At 57.3% G+C, this 17,333-nt stretch carries 16 protein-coding genes; 4 read left to right on the top strand and 12 right to left on the bottom strand.

Annotated features, from left to right (window positions below):
* Positions 1–483: 483 nt before the first annotated feature.
* The gene (locus tag GXX82_03140) at positions 484–1,122 is read right to left on the bottom strand and encodes an NYN domain-containing protein (protein NLT22021.1); all 639 of its coding nucleotides are present in this window, start codon (positions 1,120–1,122) and stop codon (positions 484–486) included.
* Between the two features lie 576 nt (positions 1,123–1,698).
* Here GXX82_03140 and GXX82_03145 point away from each other — a divergent pair.
* From GXX82_03145 to GXX82_03155, 3 genes are all read left to right on the top strand, one after another.
* The gene (locus GXX82_03145) at positions 1,699–1,965 is read left to right on the top strand and encodes a hypothetical protein (GenBank protein ID NLT22022.1); all 267 of its coding nucleotides are present in this window, start codon (positions 1,699–1,701) and stop codon (positions 1,963–1,965) included.
* A 73-nt stretch (positions 1,966–2,038) separates the two neighbouring features.
* Positions 2,039–2,308, top strand: coding sequence for a hypothetical protein (locus GXX82_03150; GenBank protein NLT22023.1), 270 nt, complete (start codon positions 2,039–2,041; stop codon positions 2,306–2,308).
* 293 nt (positions 2,309–2,601) lie between these two features.
* The gene (locus GXX82_03155; GenBank protein ID NLT22024.1) at positions 2,602–3,870 is read left to right on the top strand and encodes a hypothetical protein; all 1,269 of its coding nucleotides are present in this window, start codon (positions 2,602–2,604) and stop codon (positions 3,868–3,870) included.
* A gap of 80 nt (positions 3,871–3,950) precedes the next feature.
* Here GXX82_03155 and phoU read toward each other — a convergent pair whose 3' ends face one another.
* The 10 genes from phoU to GXX82_03205 form a co-directional block, all read right to left on the bottom strand.
* A complete protein-coding gene (gene phoU / locus GXX82_03160) occupies positions 3,951–4,619 on the bottom strand; it encodes a phosphate signaling complex protein PhoU (GenBank protein NLT22025.1) in 669 nt (222 codons plus the stop codon).
* Positions 4,620–4,632: 13 nt separating this feature from the next.
* Entirely contained in the window at positions 4,633–5,391 is a 759-nt protein-coding gene (gene pstB, locus GXX82_03165; protein NLT22026.1) for a phosphate ABC transporter ATP-binding protein, read from the bottom strand.
* Positions 5,373–6,221: a phosphate ABC transporter permease PstA gene (gene pstA / locus GXX82_03170; protein ID NLT22027.1), complete on the bottom strand. Its 849-nt coding sequence runs from the start codon at positions 6,219–6,221 to the stop codon at positions 5,373–5,375. Before pstA ends, pstB begins: the two co-directional genes overlap by 19 nt.
* Positions 6,218–7,135 carry a phosphate ABC transporter permease subunit PstC gene (pstC, locus tag GXX82_03175; protein NLT22028.1) on the bottom strand — a complete coding sequence of 306 codons (918 nt, stop codon included), beginning with the start codon at positions 7,133–7,135 and terminating at the stop codon, positions 6,218–6,220. The genes pstA and pstC overlap by 4 nt, the downstream gene beginning before the upstream one ends.
* Positions 7,136–7,207: 72 nt before the next feature.
* Positions 7,208–8,266: a phosphate ABC transporter substrate-binding protein PstS gene (pstS, locus tag GXX82_03180; protein NLT22029.1), complete on the bottom strand. Its 1,059-nt coding sequence runs from the start codon at positions 8,264–8,266 to the stop codon at positions 7,208–7,210.
* 138 nt (positions 8,267–8,404) lie between these two features.
* On the bottom strand, positions 8,405–10,159 hold the full coding sequence (locus tag GXX82_03185; GenBank protein NLT22030.1) for a HAMP domain-containing protein: 1,755 nt from the start codon (positions 10,157–10,159) through the stop codon (positions 8,405–8,407).
* Positions 10,156–10,842, bottom strand: coding sequence for a response regulator transcription factor (locus tag GXX82_03190; GenBank protein NLT22031.1), 687 nt, complete (start codon positions 10,840–10,842; stop codon positions 10,156–10,158). Before GXX82_03190 ends, GXX82_03185 begins: the two co-directional genes overlap by 4 nt.
* A gap of 142 nt (positions 10,843–10,984) precedes the next feature.
* Positions 10,985–12,058: an HD domain-containing protein gene (locus GXX82_03195; GenBank protein ID NLT22032.1), complete on the bottom strand. Its 1,074-nt coding sequence runs from the start codon at positions 12,056–12,058 to the stop codon at positions 10,985–10,987.
* 150 nt (positions 12,059–12,208) lie between these two features.
* Positions 12,209–12,598 (bottom strand): LysR family transcriptional regulator, encoded by a 390-nt coding sequence (locus GXX82_03200; GenBank protein NLT22033.1) that lies wholly within the window; start codon positions 12,596–12,598, stop codon positions 12,209–12,211.
* Positions 12,599–12,830: 232 nt separating this feature from the next.
* Positions 12,831–13,268 carry a ribonucleoside-triphosphate reductase gene (locus tag GXX82_03205; GenBank protein NLT22034.1) on the bottom strand — a complete coding sequence of 146 codons (438 nt, stop codon included), beginning with the start codon at positions 13,266–13,268 and terminating at the stop codon, positions 12,831–12,833.
* Between the two features lie 383 nt (positions 13,269–13,651).
* On the opposite strand from GXX82_03205, the gene GXX82_03210 reads away from it, so the two are divergent.
* Positions 13,652–15,562 (top strand): L,D-transpeptidase family protein, encoded by a 1,911-nt coding sequence (locus tag GXX82_03210; protein ID NLT22035.1) that lies wholly within the window; start codon positions 13,652–13,654, stop codon positions 15,560–15,562.
* A 197-nt stretch (positions 15,563–15,759) separates the two neighbouring features.
* Here GXX82_03210 and GXX82_03215 read toward each other — a convergent pair whose 3' ends face one another.
* On the bottom strand, positions 15,760–16,977 hold the full coding sequence (locus GXX82_03215) for a pyridoxal phosphate-dependent aminotransferase (GenBank protein NLT22036.1): 1,218 nt from the start codon (positions 16,975–16,977) through the stop codon (positions 15,760–15,762).
* Between the last annotated feature and the right edge of the window lie 356 nt (positions 16,978–17,333).

The raw sequence follows: 17,333 nt of genomic DNA on the forward strand, positions 1-17,333 counted from the left end.
AAAACCAACGCGTTTCTGCATTTAGTAGTTACATTCCGCTTCAAAGTGCACATGGAATCAACCATTTGAGGATACTCTGTCAAAAGAACAAGTACTCGCCCGGCACAAGATAGCTTTCGTTCTCGCAGGTCTGTTTGTTTCCATTTCATGTGCTGTCGTTCGCATCCGTCGTTGCCTTCCGCGCGCGCCTTGGCGGAAGTGCAACGGTGTTTTCTGACGCTGCATGCCCATCTGCAGTCACACGTGCGACACTTGGTGGATACAGCTTCTGCAGAAGAGCGAGTTGAACTTGCCGGGCCTGCCAGGTCGCCCGGTTGAACTCCCCGATGCTGGCGGCGATCGCTTCCAACGCTCCGATTATCCGTCATTCAGGTACATCCAGATGGAACAGCGCGCAGGAACGGGAACAAATGTGTCACACGAGTCGGCATGTGTGATTATGGAACAGGTGTCAGGCAGGGTGTAAGATGGAAATGTGACAGGTTACCACGATCCCGGCTTTTGCAACGACCTGCCATCGGGGGTGACGAACGGATTCGGGAATTGACAGGCCTGGTATCGGTCAATGCCGATTGTAAAGGAATCTGTCGCAATATTTGCAAGTTCAGTATTCTTCCGCCTGAAGGGAAACGCGCAGTACACCCGTTTTTCGGGAAACAGATTGAATGCCGTTCTAATGGCCGGCATGATGTCCGTGTCTCCCGTTACCAAAACGATGCTGTCACATTGATCTAGAACGAACAATTCGAGCAGCTTCACCGAGATCGCCACATCTGTTTCCTTTTCCTCATAATGCTTCACAAGGGTCTTGCAGCCATTGCAGTACACATCCTTTGCCTTGAATCTTCCCATCTCCACTTTTACACCTGTAGCTTTCAGGCATTCAATGAAAAGCTCATGACGCGCGATTATCCCCGGGTCCTTATCCTGGCGATGAAAGGCAAATGCGGAGAAATAGTAGATCTCTTCGAGGGTGGCTCGGGGGGTCAAGGAAGGAAGATACATCCGGCAAAGCTTATGGATGTCGAGCCATTTGACGTTACGCTGTTTATACCGCCAGCAGGCATCGTTCAGCGAATGATACAGGTTAAATCCATCTATGAGGAATGTGGTCCTGTTCATTGTCAGGGGCATTAAACAAAAAAGCCCTTTGAGCCGTAACCCAAAGGGGGCCAGGTAACTTTCGCCGCCTGGGGATGAATTAGCTTATTATAAACCGCTCGATAATAATGTCAAGCATTTTCAAGATAACTATGCCGCTAGGTACCGATAAAGTGAAGCTTACGGGCAGGCCTCGCTTTACAGACTATGGGCCAGAATAAGAGAGAGCCGACATATCGAAGTATATCCGCCTTTACGAGGCTACACTCCACGGCAGTATTACGGAGGGTATTTCTGTGAGCCTGTCACTCTGGGAATATGACGACATGGTACATATCGGGAAGGACTTCGCGAGCCGTGAGGTCGTTGAGGAATACGACGCGAGACGCCGGCGCCTGCGGGACGTCGAGAAAAGGAGGTCCGCCTCGGGCACGCCATGTCAGATATCGGACACCACGGCGTCAACAAAAACCACTTTCCGGCCGAAGGCGACAGGTCCATTCCGGCTAACTATCCGGATTCACTGGTTGCGATCGGAGGCATGGTTCTTGCTTTCAAAGTTCTTGTTTCAATATTCCAACGGCACACGGAGGAAGCATGGCCCGAAAGATCCTGGACACAACACATCTGATGACTCTGCCGAGGACAGGGGAAAGGAACCCTTTCACCTCCTCCCTGGAGGACTTCGCCGACGACAGTTGCCTCTTCGCCGGCCTCGATGAGATGGTTGCACTATCCTTCATCGACCAATCGGCATGCGAGTTTCAGGATTACTGCAACCATCTCTACTGCATCGATGGCAGGTGCGACTGCCCGTGGTCCTGGAAGAAGTCGGCAGGCCTTGCCCTGCCTGCATCCGCATAGGGTATCACAAAGTTTTCTTTACAATTCCGCTCGTGTGATATAATGTATTCGCTATGTTTTTCAGGAGGTGGCAATGAAAACAGGAAACGTTTTGCAGGGCAACACCCTTCTCGGACAGACACGGTCACCGCGCGACAACAGGACCGCCCAGAAGAAGGACAGCGCGCCCGTCGAGGAAAAGGTGGACCTTTCGACGAAGAAGGCACCCATCATTCCGAGCGCGGCAGCCTCATACGATGACGTACTCGAACTGCTCTACGGCATCGACTTTAGCCAGTTCAAGAACGTCGAGTGGATGTCCAGGGAAGGCTCATCGAAGATGATGGAGCTCCTCTCGACCTGACACAATCCTGCCATCGACCGGGGCCTAAGGGAGGATGAGAGTTTCTTACGCTCTCGTCCTGCCCGCATCCAGGCCGCCCTTAACCACCGCCCCGGAATTCCTCATCGCCTCTGCCCTATTCACGGGACAAAGAAAGAACTCTTTGCTTAACGGTAATTTAACAGCCATTTAACGCCCCCTTAATCAAAATTGGTTAATCTTGCCTCAGCAAAACTTGAATCCATAGGAACGGAAAGGAAGAAAAGGCATCACCCGTCATCTGTACCACGATAACCATTACTAAGGAGGCAGGAATGAAGAAGTTCTTATTGGCCCTGATCGCTGTTGCCCTGGTTCTTCCGGCGCTTGGCAACGCGGGGAGCGTATCGAGCAGGTATGACGTCACGTTCGGCGGCTTCGTGAAGTTCGATCTTGGCTATTCGACCCAGAATTCACACGCGGACCCGTCCTACGCGTACAGGAGCAGCACATCCGACCGCCGCATTCTGGCTGACGAGTACGGCAACACCTACATGACGGGCGCCGAAACCCGTTTCAACTTCCTCATCAAGGGTCCCGAGCTCTGGGGCGCGAAGACGAGCGCCTTTATCGAAGGTGACTTTCGCGGCACGACAACGGGCAACCAGTATGGCGGCTTCCAGCTGAGGCACGCGTGGATGAAGATGAAGTGGAACTCATCGGAACTGCTCGCCGGCCAGGCCTACCAGCAGTGGGGCATGCCGTACTACTCCGCCCAGATAGGCGCCGACGACTTCAAGCAGTATCTCAAGGGTATCAGGACACCCCAGGTGGCCTTCCGATACTTCCTCACGAAAGAGTTGAGCGCCATGTTCGGCCTCACCTCCGCCACGGAGTGGTCGGGAGCAACCCGTCAGTACAACGACGGTTATGCAAGAAGCTCCTGGCCGGGCCTCCAGGGAGAGATAGCATACTGGACGGACCGCTGCGGCAAGATCGGCTCCAATAACCTCAAGTTCGGCCTTGGAGCATACTACGGCAGGGACACGGAATCCTACACCACCGCCACGGACTACAAGGACACCACGATCAACGCCTGGGTCACCGCGTTCCGCTACTCCATCCCGATCGTTCCCGAAAGACAGGGCAACAAGGCAATGTCCGTCCTGCTCAACGGCAACTTCTTTGTCGGGCAGAACGTCGCGGGAAACAACTGGATGGGCTCCTCGGGCCCGAGCAATGGCTCCTACCTGAGGCCGGACAACAGCGCGGCGGCGCCGACGCTCTTCGGGCTCTTCTCCCAGCTCTCCTGGTGGATGACCGACAAGCTCTGGGTCAACGGCATGTACGGCTACCTCAAGTACAACTACAGCGGGTGGGCGCGCACGAATAACGCGACGGCCCGCGACAGGATCAACATGTCCCAGACCTTCGGCGCGAACCTGCTCTGGGACGCGAACCAGTCGATCAGGCTTGGTCTACAGTGGATGAGGATGTTCACCCATTATAACGGTGTGGGCCAGGGTACCGGCGTGGGTACCGGTTTCGCCAACTCAAGCGGTATCATGGACCAGTACAGGTTCGCAGCCTGGTATTTCTTCTAAGAAACCCCCCGTTCGGACAGGAAAAGGGGCCTCGAAAAGGCCCCTTTTCTTTTTTGCTTTCCCGGGAAACGATCCCTTCTTTATTCCTTCCCGTCCCTTTCCTCGCGATGGTGCTTGATCACCCTTCCCTCGACCATGAAGATCACGTCCTCGCAGATGTTCGTGGAAAGATCGGCGATGCGCTCGAGGTTGTTCGCGACCCTGATGAGGTGCAGCGACCTCTCGATCGTCGCCGGGTCCGAGGACATGAAGGTCACGAGTTCGCGAAAGATCTGGACCTGCAGTGCGTCGATGATATGGTCCCGCTCGCAGACCTCTTGCGCGAGAGACGCGTCCTCGTTCAGAAAGGCGGTGATGCTGTCACTTAAGCTCCTCGTCGTCTCCCCGGCAAGCCGGGGAATATCGACAAGAGGCTTCACAGGCACGTGGGATATGAGGAACAATCCGCTGTCGGCAATGTTCGCGACGTGATCTCCCATCCGTTCCAGATCGCTCGTCATCTTGAAGATCATGAGGATGATGCGCAGATCCCGCGCCCTCGGCTGGTACTGCGCTATGGCCCCCGTGCACAGCTCGTCGAGTTCGATCTCGAAATCGTTCGTCGCCGGCTCCAGTTCGTCAATGACCCGGCGAAGAGGGGCCTCCCGCCTCTCCAGAAGACCCGTCATGCTCTCGGCGATCATCTTCTCCACCAGGGTGGCGTATTCGACAAGCTCTTTCTTGAGCTCCTTTGTCCTGACCTCCAGCATCCCTTTTAGCCTCCTATCCGAATTTTCCCGTCAGGTATTCCTCCGTCCGCTTGTCCTTCGGCACGGTGAACATCTTCTCTGTGGGCCCGAACTCTACAAGCTCCCCGAGATAGATGAAGGCGGTCACGTCGGAGACCCTCGCGGCCTGGGCGATATTGTGGGTGACAAGGAGCATGGTGACGTTCGTCTTCAGCTCCACGAAGAGCTCTTCGATCTGCGACGTCGATTTCGGGTCCAGCGCGGACGTCGGTTCGTCAAGGAGCAGTATCTCGGGGTTCATGGCAAGCGCCCGGGCTATGCACAGCCTTTGCTGCTGCCCCCCGGAGAGAAAGGTCCCCTTCCGGTGAAGGGCATCCTTGACCTCGTCCCAGAGGGCCGATCTCTTCAGTGATCGTTCGACGATATTGTCCAGTTCCGACTTCGGCATCCTGATGCCGTTCAGCTTGTATCCCGCGATGACATTTTCGTAGATGCTCATCGTGGGGAAGGGGTTCGGTTTTTGAAAGACCATGCCCACCTTTCTCCTGAGCACGATGGGCTGCATCGTGTAGATGTCCTCGTCGATAAGCGTCATCCTTCCCGACACGCCGGCTCCGGGGATGAGTTCGTGCATCCTGTTGACGCAGCGTATGAGGGTCGTCTTCCCGCACCCCGACGGTCCCATGAGAGCGGCGACCACGTTTCTCCTGACGGTAAGGTCCACGTCCTTGAGCACCCTGTTGTCGCCGAAGAAGGCGCTGAATTTCTCGACCTTTAGAACTGTATCTTCCATTTAACGGAAATCCCCCTTGCGATAAGGTTCAGGGCAAGCGTCAGAACGACAAGGATGAACGAGGCCCCCCACGCGAAGGAATGCCACTCGGGGTAGGGGCTCATGGCGTAATAGAATATGCGGTAGGGCAGGGAATCTATCGGCTTGAAGATATTGACGTTCATGAACTGATTGCCGAATGCCGTGAAGAGAAGCGGCGCCGTTTCCCCCGTGATCCTCGCCACGCTGAGGAGGATGCCTGTGAGGATCCCGCTTATCCCTGAAGGAAGTACGACCTTGAGAATGGTCCTGTAATAGGGCACGCCCAGGGCCAGAGATGCCTCCTTCAGGTGATAGGGTATGAGCTTCAGCGTCTCTTCCGTCGTCTTGATGATAACGGGGAGCATCATGATCGAAAGGGCGACACCACCGGAAAGCGCCGAGAAGGTCTTGAGGGGAGCCACCACCCAGAGATAGGCGATGATGCCGATGACGATCGAGGGCGTCCCCTGCAGGACGATGACGCAGAGCCGTATGGTGTTACTCAGTTTTCCCGCCTTGTTCTCGGAAAGGTAGATGCCGGCCGCGATCCCGCAGGGCACGGATATGACCGAGGACAGCACTATGAGCATGAGCGTCCCCACGATAGCGTTGACGACGCCTCCTCCCGCCTCGCCGATGGGGCGCGGCAGGCTGAAGAGAAAATCCCAGTTGATGACCGATATCCCCTTCATCGTTATGTAGTAAAGGATAAGAAAAAGGGGAAGAAGCGACAGGAAGGCAAGAAGGCAGACCACCCCCTTGAAGACCGCGTCCTTTGCGAGGCGCCTGCCGACGTGGCCGCCCGTCACGAGACCTCCCTGGATGCTTCAATGCTGATCTTCTGGATGACGTATGTCCCGATGATGTTGACGACCATGGTCACCAGGAAGAGAACGAGAGCGACGTAGATGAGCGATGCCGCGGTGACCCCCGTCGCCTCGGCAAACTCGTTGGCGATGACGCTCGCCATCGTGTTGGCGGGGCTGAATATGCTCGTTGGCAGGAAGTTGCTGTTGCCGATGAGCATCGTCACCGCCATGGTCTCGCCTATCGCCCGTCCCAGTGCGAGAAGTATGCCTGCGATGATGCCGGAGCGCGCGTAGGGGATGACGATGTTCCGTATGACCTCGAACCGCGTCGCTCCCAGCGAGTATGCCGCCTCTTTCAGGTCTCCGGGTACGAGCGTGATAACCTCCCTGCCGATGGACGCCGAAAAGGGGATGATCATGATGGCGAGGATGAGCGATGAGGTCAGTATCCCCACGCCATGGGGGGCGACACCCATCTTCACCTCCAGAAAGCGGACGGCGGGCATGAGGAAGAAAAGACCCCAAAGGCCGTAAATAACGGAAGGGATCCCCGCCAGGACCTCGACCGCGCTGCGCAGGAATGTCGAGACGGCCCCCGCCTTGAAATATTCACCGAGGAAGATGGAAATGGCTATGGAGAAGGGGATGGAGATGACCAGGGCAAGAAATGAGGTAAGCAGGGTACCCACCAGAAAGGGAAGGGCCCCGAAGGTCTCCGTCGTCGCGTCCCACTCCCTTCCTATGAAGAAAAAGGCCCCGAATTCCCTGACCGCCGGCAGGGCCGTCAGAAGGAGGGTAGCGAAGATCGCGAGGAGAAGAAGGACGATAAGGAGGCCACTGCCCGCGAGAATGGTATTGAACCTCTTTTCCGAACGGTCTGCGCCTGAAGGCGCTCTTTGCTTTCCTGTATCCATGTGGTCCCGAATATGTCTCCGGACGGCGCCTGTGAATGCGGCGCCGCCCGGTCCTTCGTCTCATGATCTCCTTTATTTCACGAGGGGCGCGCCATTGTATGTCATGGAGCGGACCAGCTTGTTCGCCTTCGCCGCCGCCTCTTTCGACAAGGGGGCGTACTCAAGGGGCTCGACGTATCTCTGACCGTCGCCCACCACCCACAGGAGGAGTTTCGCCAATGCCTCCGCCCGGTCCCTGGCCTTTCCTCCGTAGTTCTGTTCCTTGTAGAAGATGAGCCATGTGAAACCGCTGATGGGATAACCGGCGGCCGCCTCCGTGTCTGTCAGGGACACGTTCGTATCGTCGGGGATCTTCACGTTGGCCGCGGCGCTCACCGACTTCAACGTCGGCTCGATGAACTTGCCGGCCCTGTTCTTTATGGTACCGTAAGGCATCTTGTTCTGGATCGCGTAGAGGAGTTCCACGTATCCCACGGCGCCCGGGGTCTGCTTCACGTATCCGGCGACGCCGGGGTTCCCTTTCTGGCCTATCTGGGAGGCGGGCCACTTCAGGGACTTGCCAGTGCCGATCTTCTCTTTCCACTCCCTGTTCACCTTCGTGAGGTACTCGCTGAAGATGTAGGTCGTGCCGCTGCCGTCGGCGCGGTGCACGGCGCTGACAGGCAGATCGGGGAGCTTCACCCCGGGGTTCGCCGAGGCTATCTTCGGGTCGTTCCACTTCGTGATCTTGCCGAGGAATATCTCAGCCACCGTATCGGGGGTGAAATTGAGCTTCGGGTTCCCGGGAAGGTTATAGGTGACGACCACGGCCCCGAGACAGGTGGGAATGTGCAGGACCGGGGCCCCGGCCGCCTGCAACTCCTTCGCCGTCATGAAGGCGTCGGTGCCGCCGAAATCGACGGTCTTCTTCACAAGCTGGTTTATCCCTCCGCCCGATCCGATACCCTGGTAGTTGATCTTCACCTTGTACTGCTGGTTGTAGGCGTCGAACATCTTAGAGTACAGCGGCTGGGGGAAGGTGGCGCCGGCGCCGAGCAGCTCCATGTCGAGGGCCGGTGCGTCAGCCGCGAAGCACACAAGGGCCAGGACAACGGCCATCAAGGATAGGGCTCTTGAAAAAATGCCAGACATAAATGTCCTCCTTTTGGTTTTCTCAGGCACCTGCCTGAATCGTTGCCTCATCTTACCCATCGACTGTTAATATTAGAGGAAAGGATTGTTAAGATTCGATTAAGGCGGGCCCTGTCCCGATGATATTCCTGTCGCGGGTCAGGCTTTGAATGAGGGCGGGTCGCCGACGGGCAGGGTGACGATGAATCTCGCGCCTTTTCCCGGGGTGCTCTGGGCCGTGATCCTTCCGTTGTGGAGAAGGATGATGTGCTTGACTATGGAGAGGCCGAGGCCCGTGCCGCCGAGCTTCTTCGACCTCGATTTATCGACCACGTAGAACCGCTCGAAGATGCGGTCGATGTGTTCCGAAGGGATGCCCGGGCCCGTGTCGGCGACGAAGATGACCACGGTGTTGCCGCGGGTCTCCATCTCCACGGTGATCCCGCCCGCATCGGTGTACTTGATGGCGTTGTCAAGGAGATTGACGAAGACCTGCTCGAGCCTGAAGGCGTCACCCATCACCGGCGGCAGGTCCCGGGGCGCCCTCACATCCACGCTGAAACCCTTCACGCGTATCTGCTCTTCGAAGATCTTGAGTACTCTTTCGACGAGGTCCCGTATGTCCACCGGCTCCAATTCGAGGACAGGGCTCTTTTCTTCCAACCTCGACAGCGTCAGCAGGTCGGTCACGACATTGATGAGCCGGGCCGTGTTCCGCTTGATGATCGTCAGATAATGCCTCTGTTCCTCCGAAAGCGTTCCATCGGCCTCCATGGTCTCGACAAACCCCTTGATGGACGTGAGAGGCGTGCGCAGCTCGTGGGACACATTAAGGACGAAATCGCTCTTTATCCTCTCAAGCTTGCGGATCTCGGTGATGTCATGGAAGACAAGGACGATCTCTTCCCGGGAGCTCAGGTACGTGGCACTGCACAGGAAAACCGCACCGTCAATCGTCATCTCCCCGACAAGGTTGTGCTTCTCGACGTGGACCCTGCTCACCAGTTCATTGAGCGCCGGCTCCCGGATGACCTCCCAGTATGGCCTCCCGACCTCCACATCGCGGCCCATCACGTTCCTCAGGCTGTCATTCATAAGGAGAACCCTCTCCTCGCCATCGAGCACGAGGAGTCCCTCCTGCAGGGAGGAGATGATGGAGTTCAGCTCTTCCTTCTGGCGGGTGAGATCCGTGAAAAGCCCCTGCATCTCATCGGTCATATCGTTGAAGCTGTCGGCGACCTCCTTGAGCTCGTCCTGCTCTTTAAGCAACACACGGGTATTGAAATCGTGGCCGGCCACCCGTTTTATGGCCGCGCTCAGCTCGCCAATCGGCCGGTAGATGGTCCGTGTGAAAATGAACGCCCCGATGAGCGCAGCGACAAGGACGATGGCGGTCACGAACGATATCTTCAGGTTCAGTTCCCGGGAAACGGTCTTTATGTCCCTGAGGAACTTGCTCGTACGGAGGACATACAGCGTCTTTCCGTCCCGTTCCACGGCGACGGCTATGTAGAGCATCTCCTGGCCGAGGGTGTCGCTTACGCGCAGGAACCGCCCCGTTCCGCCCTCGAGCGCCTGGGAGATCTCGATCCTCAGGCGGTGGTTCTCCATCCTGGCGGGGTCTTCCTCGGAATCGGCGATCACCCTGCCGTCAGGGGCAACAAGGGTGATCCGGGCGTTGATCTTCTTCCCCGTCTCTTTCACGAAGCGGTCGATCACGACACCTCCGCCCTCCGACGGCATCCCCAGTGTTCGCTCCCCGAGGACGATGGCGATCTCCTTCAATTCCCGCGCGGTCCTCTCTATCTGGTAGTTGCGGATGAGATAGGACGAGATGAGGACGATGAGACCGGAAAGGACGATGGTGAGGAGAAGGTACCCGCCGAATATCTTGAGAAAGAGGGAGCGCTTCATTCCTCCACCCTGTATCCGGCGCCACGGACATTCTTTATGATATGGGCGGCATTGCCAAGCTTCTCGCGCAGGTGCCTGATGTGGACGTCAACGGTTCGGTCGATGACGTACTTTTCGTCACCCCAGAGATGGGTCAATATCTGGTCCCGGGACTGGATACGGCCCCGGCGCGAGGCGAGGAGCTCGAGTATCCTGAATTCCGTCGGGGTCAACTCCACCTTTTTCCCCTCGACCTCCACCTCGTGCCTGTCGAGATCGACGACAACGAGTCCGGAAATAACGATTTTGCGGGCATCATCCTCGCTCCGGCCATGCCGCCTCAAGACCGCTCGCACCCTGGCAACAAGCTCGCGGGGAGAAAAGGGTTTCGTCACGTAATCGTCGGCCCCCAGCTCCAGACCGATGACCTTGTCCGTCTCCTCCGTCTTTGCCGTGAGCATGATCACGGGGATGGAGGAGAAACGCTCCTGCGCCCTCAAGTACTTGCAGATCTCCAATCCGTCCACGTCGGGAAGCATGAGGTCGAGTATGACAAGGTCCGGCACCTCCTTCGCCAGGAACTGGTAGAAGGACTGCGCGTCGGCAAACCCGCTCGCACGGAAGTTCGATCTCTTCAGGTGGAGCGACACCAACTCCAGTATGTCCGGCTCGTCGTCGACGACCGCTATCAATTGGCTTGTCATACTATGAGATTACCTCATACCTTGCGCTTTGCAAAGCCGTTTCACTGTTCCATAGTAAAGGCGAATTGTTAATTTTGGATTAAGACTGCAGGGGTTTATCGCGACCGAAGACACGGTGAGCCCTTTCCGGTCCCCCCGGGAATCACATCTCAGACGACACTTTGCCCAGGAACACTACGAACTTTCGGAGCAGTTTCTCATCGAAGCATCTCTTCATGCCCCGGTCCCTCTGGTCCCGCCCGTTACCGTCCGGAGAGGCATCGTCCCCTTCCGGCGTCCCGACCATGATCCGTGCCGCCTCCATGGGAGAGAAGGCCTCCTTGTAGGGACGACGGGATGTCATGGCGTCAAAGACGTCGACTATCCTCAGGACGCGTGCGAGGACGTTGATGTTCCTCCCTTTGAGCCCCATCGGGTAGCCCTCGCCGTTGTAATCCTCATGGTGCTGAAGTATGGCCTTCTTGACGAACACGGGGGTATCCGTGTCGGCGAGCATGGCGAAACTCGTCAACGGGTGGCGTTTGATGATCTCCCACTCCACGGAGTTGAGAGGCCCCTCCTTATTGAGTATCTCGGGCGCGACAAAGACCTTCCCGATGTCGTGGAGCATGGCCCCCACGCCACACTGCTTCAGGAGCTCCTTCACCTGGACCTCATGATACGCCTCGATATCAGGGACTATCTGGGTAAGAACGTCGGAATTGCGCCTCAGGAAGGCCACCGTGAACCACAGCACCTTGGTGGCATGCTCGTAGGTCTTGTAGTCGTGGCCGATCATCTTCGCCAGGGGTTTCAGCGAATTCGACTCGGCTATGAACATGAGGGAATGGTTGACGAGCGCCTGGATCCGCCGCAGCGAATCCGGCCGCATTGTGCCGAGACCCAGAGAGGTTTCAAAGGTATCCTTGACGACATTCGTGGAGACCCTGCTGAAGACCTCAGCCTTCTGGTCGTCGGGCATCCCCTGGTTCTCGAGGATGGTCCCCAGGTTGTTCTCGAGATACTTTTCGTACTTGATCTCTTCGTCGAGGTCGATGAAGACCTCTTTCTGCCCCGTCTCGGCAAGCATGGCGAGCCGGTCCCTGCCGACCTCGTTGCCCGCGCGCGCCCACAGGATGTAGCGCCCATCGGGCGCAAGGACGTATATCTTGAATCTTGGCAGGCTTCCCGGCAGTATCGCGCCGGGAGGAATGGCCATGTATTTTGCATCGCGCATAAGATGTCTCTCTCCTGACCCTAAACCACAAGACGGACATGGCAATTCCGTCTCAGGTCAACAGGATTATCGCACCTCGTGGTGAAAGCTTAAAGGGACGGGAATGTTCCTTGCGTGTTGACGAATGCGGGGAAGACCGCGGGAAGCCGCTTACGCCTTTTTCTCACCGCGCTTGCGGGCAACCGTCCTGTAAAACTCCACCTCGACGGACTCCCCAAAATGCTTTCTGTATACTTTTCCGATGACGTGCTGAATCTCTGACCGAAGGCCCTCGTACGCGCTCATGAGCCGGACCGCGTCGTCGGTCACCTCGGAACCACCCCCCGAGACTCCCCCTATCTTCTTTCTCGTAAGGGCAAAACCGAGATTGCTCTCGCTCCTTGCTATGACACGCCGGGCCTTGCTGTACGCCATACCCAGAGAGGAGGCCGCCTCCCTCAGCGAACCCGTCTGCTGCACCCCTTTCAGGAGCTTGTACGGACCCTCCCCGAAAGCCTTGTCGCCCTCCATGTTGAGCCATATCTTGTAGATGAGCTTCATTCTGATCGCCCTGCCCTATTATAGCGCATTCCAACCGACGATGATACCTTGCCGGCGCAAATACGGTCGAGGAAAGGGGAAACATCATTCCATACTTGAAAACCCACCGCATCGCCTGGGCCTCGCTTCGTAAGCCAAAAGGCAACACCTCCACCCTGTCGGCGAGGTTCAGCGTCACACTGTAACCGTCTTTAGCCGTAAGGTCTTGAACGTCCTTAGGGCCCTGGAACTGCTACAGTCCCATCGGTGTTATCTGGTACTTGAAGGCGTAGCCTGCGTCTTCGACCTTCTTCTCAACAGCGGCCCGGGTTGCCTTGAAATCGAAGGTGTAGCTGTACTTGCTGCCGAGAACGTTCGATCGCTCCTCTATCGTGCCTCCCCGGCCGCCCGTGCCCGTCCTGTACGTCGTTTTCTTGAATCCGAAACCCGATGGCCCGTCGCCGAAACTGCCGCTTGACAGGCCCGATCCCGACTCCTTGAGCATTTCCGTGAACCGGACCTCCCGCGTGTCTTCCACTATCCGGTATTTCGCTATGTAGGTCACCTTCTTTTTCGAAAGGAAAGACTTCCGTTCGGCCACGACATATTCCACCGTGGTCACTCCTTCTTTTTCAGAGAACTGCGCCGGGACGGCCGAAAACACCTCTCTTATCTCTTCCTTCAGTGCCACTCGCAGCTCCTTTGCCTGTAATCTGCCCGGTCCCGGCCCGTGTGTGACCCACCCCGGAGGGGAAGGTTGAGCCATACCTGGTCTGACAAAACATAGCAGGGAGGCAGGAACATGTCAAAGGCATTCCCCCCTTTGAACACGCACCCACATGACCGTGGAGTCCATGGAACTCATGGCTTCAATCTTCTCCTTCTTCAATGTGAGTCCGGACATCTCCATCGAGTGCTTCGCCAGAAACCTCCATAACCAGGGCACAATGGCCGTCATCCACCGGCAGGACAAGATCTGACGTTCCGAGACGGTGAAGTTCTTCTTGAATCCTCACGCCGCCGATGGTATCAATAATTGCCACACCAATAACGATACAAGACGCAAGGGGCGAGATGGACAGATTCCGGTTGGCCGGCATTTACAGTGTACTGTCGAAAAACCTTGCCGACCGGGAAGACCTCTATCTCGTTGGCTCCGTTGAGGAGCAGCGTCTCTTCCTCTGCGAGGCGGATCGCGTCATCGAAACCTATCCTGCCTCGACTTCGCGCCTCGGCGTCGGCATACGCGAGGATTCCCTTAAGACACCTCCCGGGCTTCACCGCGTCTGCGAGAAGATCGGGTCCGGCGCACCCCCGGGGCGCATCTTCAGGGACCGCAGGGATACAGGAACCGACTGGGACGGGGTTTCAAGAGAGGACAACCTCATCCTGACCCGCATCCTCCGTCTTGAGGGCCTTGAAGAGGGGATCAACAGGGGCCCCGGCGTGGACTCCCGTGAGCGGTGCATCTACATCCACGGGACCAACCGCGAAGACCTTGTCGGCACCCCTTTCACCCACGGATGCCTGACCCTTCGCAATACCGATATGACAGATCTTTTCGAGAGGGTCCCCGAGGGTACCCTTCTCTACATCGACCCTCCCGCCCTGATCGTCGCCGGGAAGCCCTGCCGGAACATTCACTTTACCGGTATCTTCGGCACCGGGATGAGTGCCCTTGCCCAGTACCTGCGCTTCGAAGGGATAGGCGTTTCCGGCTCGGACCGCCTGCTGGAAAGCGAAGATACGGCTCCCATGCGCCGGTCCCTCGAGGGACTCGGATGCGTGATCGCGAGCCAGGACGGCACGGGGGTGACGGATGATACCGATGTGCTCTGCGTATCCACGGCCATCGAGGAAACAAACCCCGATATTGCCGCCGCGCGGGCAAGGGGCGTCCCCGTCATACATCGCTCCGATCTCCTCGCGTCGATCATAGCGTCGAGAAGGACCGTAGCCGTTGCCGGCACGAGCGGCAAATCGACGGTGACGGCAATGATATTCGAATTCCTCTCTGCATGCGGGAAGTCGCCGTCGCTCGTAAGCGGCGCACCTCTCGTCAGGCTCGAAGCCCAGGGCCTCATCGGCAACGCTTACTCCGGCGGCTCGGACCTCCTTGTCGTGGAAGCGGACGAGAGCGACGGCACGCTCGTCAAGTACTCACCTGCCATCGCCGTGGTGCTCAACATTTCCAAAGACCATAAGGACATCGACGAGATACGGGGGCTCTTCGCGACACTCATATCGCGGTCAGCCTGGACCGCGACCAATGCCGACGACCCTCTGCTCGTTACCCTTCCGGCGACGCTGAGATTCGGATGTGACAACACCGCCTCGTGGCATCCCGACGGGGAAGAACTCCAGGGAACGTCCGTCAGGCTCACGCGCGGGGACATCGACTACCACCTCCCCCTTCCGGGAGACCACAACCTCGAGAACCTCCGCGCGGCACTGTGCGTCTGCGAACATATCGGCTGCGATGCAGAGACTCTCGCCGGTGCCGTCAGGGGATTTCGCGGGGTTGCCCGCCGTTTCTCCATAACACAAACGCGGCAGGGCATCACCGTCGTCGACGATTTCGCCCACAACCCGGCCAAGATATCCGCCGCCGTCACCGCCGCCCGGGGCCTCGCCGGCCGCATCATCGCCGTCTACCAGCCCCACGGGTTCGGACCGACGCGCTTCCTCAGGAACGAGTATATCGCCGCCTTCCGCTCCCTCTTCCGTGAGAGTGACAGCCTCTATCTTCTTCCCATCTATTACGCCGGCGGCACCGCCCAGAAGGACATCTCCTCGCAGGACATCATCGACGGACTCAGCCCCGTCCCCTTCCACTCCGAGGCAGTTCAAGACCGCAAACAATTGCTCGAAAGACTCTCCGCCGACGCGAAGCAAGGCGACTGCATCATGGTAATGGGCGCCCGGGACCCCTCACTGCCGGCACTTGTCAGAAAGATAATAGAAATGTTTGAAGGACCATTTTAAGTGCTAACAAGACGGTTTTAAGTTTTAGGTTTTAAGTTTTAAGTGGAAGACCAAGGCGAACAGAGTGGTGGTTGGGTGCCCACCTATTTGCCGGAAGAGGACCTGGCTTTTCCGGTCTTTTACCTAAAACTTAAAACCTAACACCTAAAACGGTTTTTCTTAACTTAAAACTTAAAACCTAAAACTTAAAACTGTTTTTATTGCGTATACTCCTTGAGAAATTCCGCCATTCGTTCCGCCACGCTCCTTATCTCTTCGACGGAAGGGAGGAAGACGACGCGGAAGTGGTCGGGGGCGGGCCAGTTGAAACCCGTGCCCTGCACCATGAGGACCTTTTTCTCCGTCAGGAAATCGAGGAGGAATTTCTGGTCGTCCTTTATGTTGTATTTCTTGACGTCGATCTTCGGGAAGAGGTACAGGGCGCCCATGGGCTTGACGCAGGTTATTCCCGGTATCGCGCGAAAGCCGTCGTACGCGGCCTGCCTCTGTTCATAGAGGCGGCCGCCGGGAGATATCATCTGCTGGAGACTCTGGTACCCGCCGAGCGCGGTCTGGATGGCGAGCTGGCCCGCCATGTTGCCGCACATCCTCATGTTCGACAGGGTGTCGAGCCCTTCTTCTATGTAGTCCCGCGCGTGCCCCTTCTTGCCGCTCACGATCATCCATCCCGCCCGCATCCCGGGGATACGGTGGGACTTGGACAGCCCGTTGAAGGTGACGACGAAGATATCGTTCGTCAGGGACGCGGCGGGAATGTGGCGCGCGCCGTCGTAGAGGATCTGGTCGTATATCTCGTCGGAAAAGAGGATGAGGTCGTGCTCGGCGGCCATCTCGACGACCTTCACGAGGACCTCCCGGGGATACACGGCGCCGGTGGGGTTGTTGGGGTTGATGAGCACGATCCCCCGTGTCTTCCGCGTTATCTTCGACTCCATGTCCTTGAGGTCGGGTATCCACCCCGATGCCTCATCTGAGATGTAGTGTACCGCTTTTCCTCCCGAGAGCGTGACGGCGGCGGTCCACAGGGGATAGTCGGGCGCGGGCACGAGCATCTCGTCACCGTTGTTCAGAAGGCCCTGCATGGCCATCATGATCATCTCCGAGACCCCGTTCCCGACGTAGACGTCCTCCATTTCCACGCCTTCTATCCCTTTAAGCTGGCACTGCTGCATGATCGCCTTGCGCGCCGAAAAAAGTCCCTTCGAATCGCCGTAGGCCTGGGCCGACCTGATATTCAGCACGACGTCATGCATGATCTCGTCGGGTGCGTAGAGTCCGAAGGCGGGCGGGTTCCCGCTGTTGAGCTTGATGATCGTGTATCCTTCGTCTTCGAGGCGTTTCGCCTCCTTCAGAAGGGGTCCGCGGATCTCGTAGCATATGTTCTCCATCTTGTTCGATTTCATGATCTTGCGCATGTGGCAGTCCCTCTTCCCCTTATTCCTTTTCGGCGACAGAGCCGTTCATAATTATTCAGAAAAGCCGGGCATTTGTCAACCGTCGTGGAAGAGCTGGCCGCCCCCTGGCGGCCAAGATTAATATTGACAATATTTTCGTCTGTGCTATTATAGTTCATGGGATGAACTCGGCTTTCATTCCATGAAACAGTCAGATGGACATAGTCCCATGCCACGGGCATGGGTCCAACAACATCGAGGAGGACAACATGAGTGAGAAGGGTCCATACAAGGCTTACAGCGGATGCGCGCTGTGCTACCACAGCTGCGGTGTCGAGGTGACCATAGAGGACGGGAAGGCGATAAAGGTCGAGGGC

It is taken from the genome of Syntrophorhabdus sp. (assembly GCA_012719415.1).
GTDB lineage: Bacteria > Desulfobacterota > Syntrophorhabdia > Syntrophorhabdales > Syntrophorhabdaceae > Delta-02.

Coding starts and splice junctions, on each gene's coding strand:
- GXX82_03155 (NLT22024.1), top strand. CDS start 2,602: ATGAAGAAGTTCTTATTGGCCCTGATCGCTGTTGCCCTGGTTCTTCCG.
- pstC (NLT22028.1), bottom strand. CDS start 7,135: ATGGATACAGGAAAGCAAAGAGCGCCTTCAGGCGCAGACCGTTCGGAA.
- GXX82_03195 (NLT22032.1), bottom strand. CDS start 12,058: ATGCGCGATGCAAAATACATGGCCATTCCTCCCGGCGCGATACTGCCG.
- GXX82_03140 (NLT22021.1), bottom strand. CDS start 1,122: ATGAACAGGACCACATTCCTCATAGATGGATTTAACCTGTATCATTCG.
- GXX82_03190 (NLT22031.1), bottom strand. CDS start 10,842: ATGACAAGCCAATTGATAGCGGTCGTCGACGACGAGCCGGACATACTG.
- GXX82_03200 (NLT22033.1), bottom strand. CDS start 12,598: ATGAAGCTCATCTACAAGATATGGCTCAACATGGAGGGCGACAAGGCT.
- pstS (NLT22029.1), bottom strand. CDS start 8,266: ATGTCTGGCATTTTTTCAAGAGCCCTATCCTTGATGGCCGTTGTCCTG.
- GXX82_03185 (NLT22030.1), bottom strand. CDS start 10,159: ATGAAGCGCTCCCTCTTTCTCAAGATATTCGGCGGGTACCTTCTCCTC.
- GXX82_03150 (NLT22023.1), top strand. CDS start 2,039: ATGAAAACAGGAAACGTTTTGCAGGGCAACACCCTTCTCGGACAGACA.
- GXX82_03215 (NLT22036.1), bottom strand. CDS start 16,977: ATGCGCAAGATCATGAAATCGAACAAGATGGAGAACATATGCTACGAG.
- phoU (NLT22025.1), bottom strand. CDS start 4,619: ATGCTGGAGGTCAGGACAAAGGAGCTCAAGAAAGAGCTTGTCGAATAC.
- pstB (NLT22026.1), bottom strand. CDS start 5,391: ATGGAAGATACAGTTCTAAAGGTCGAGAAATTCAGCGCCTTCTTCGGC.
- GXX82_03210 (NLT22035.1), top strand. CDS start 13,652: ATGGACAGATTCCGGTTGGCCGGCATTTACAGTGTACTGTCGAAAAAC.
- GXX82_03145 (NLT22022.1), top strand. CDS start 1,699: ATGGCCCGAAAGATCCTGGACACAACACATCTGATGACTCTGCCGAGG.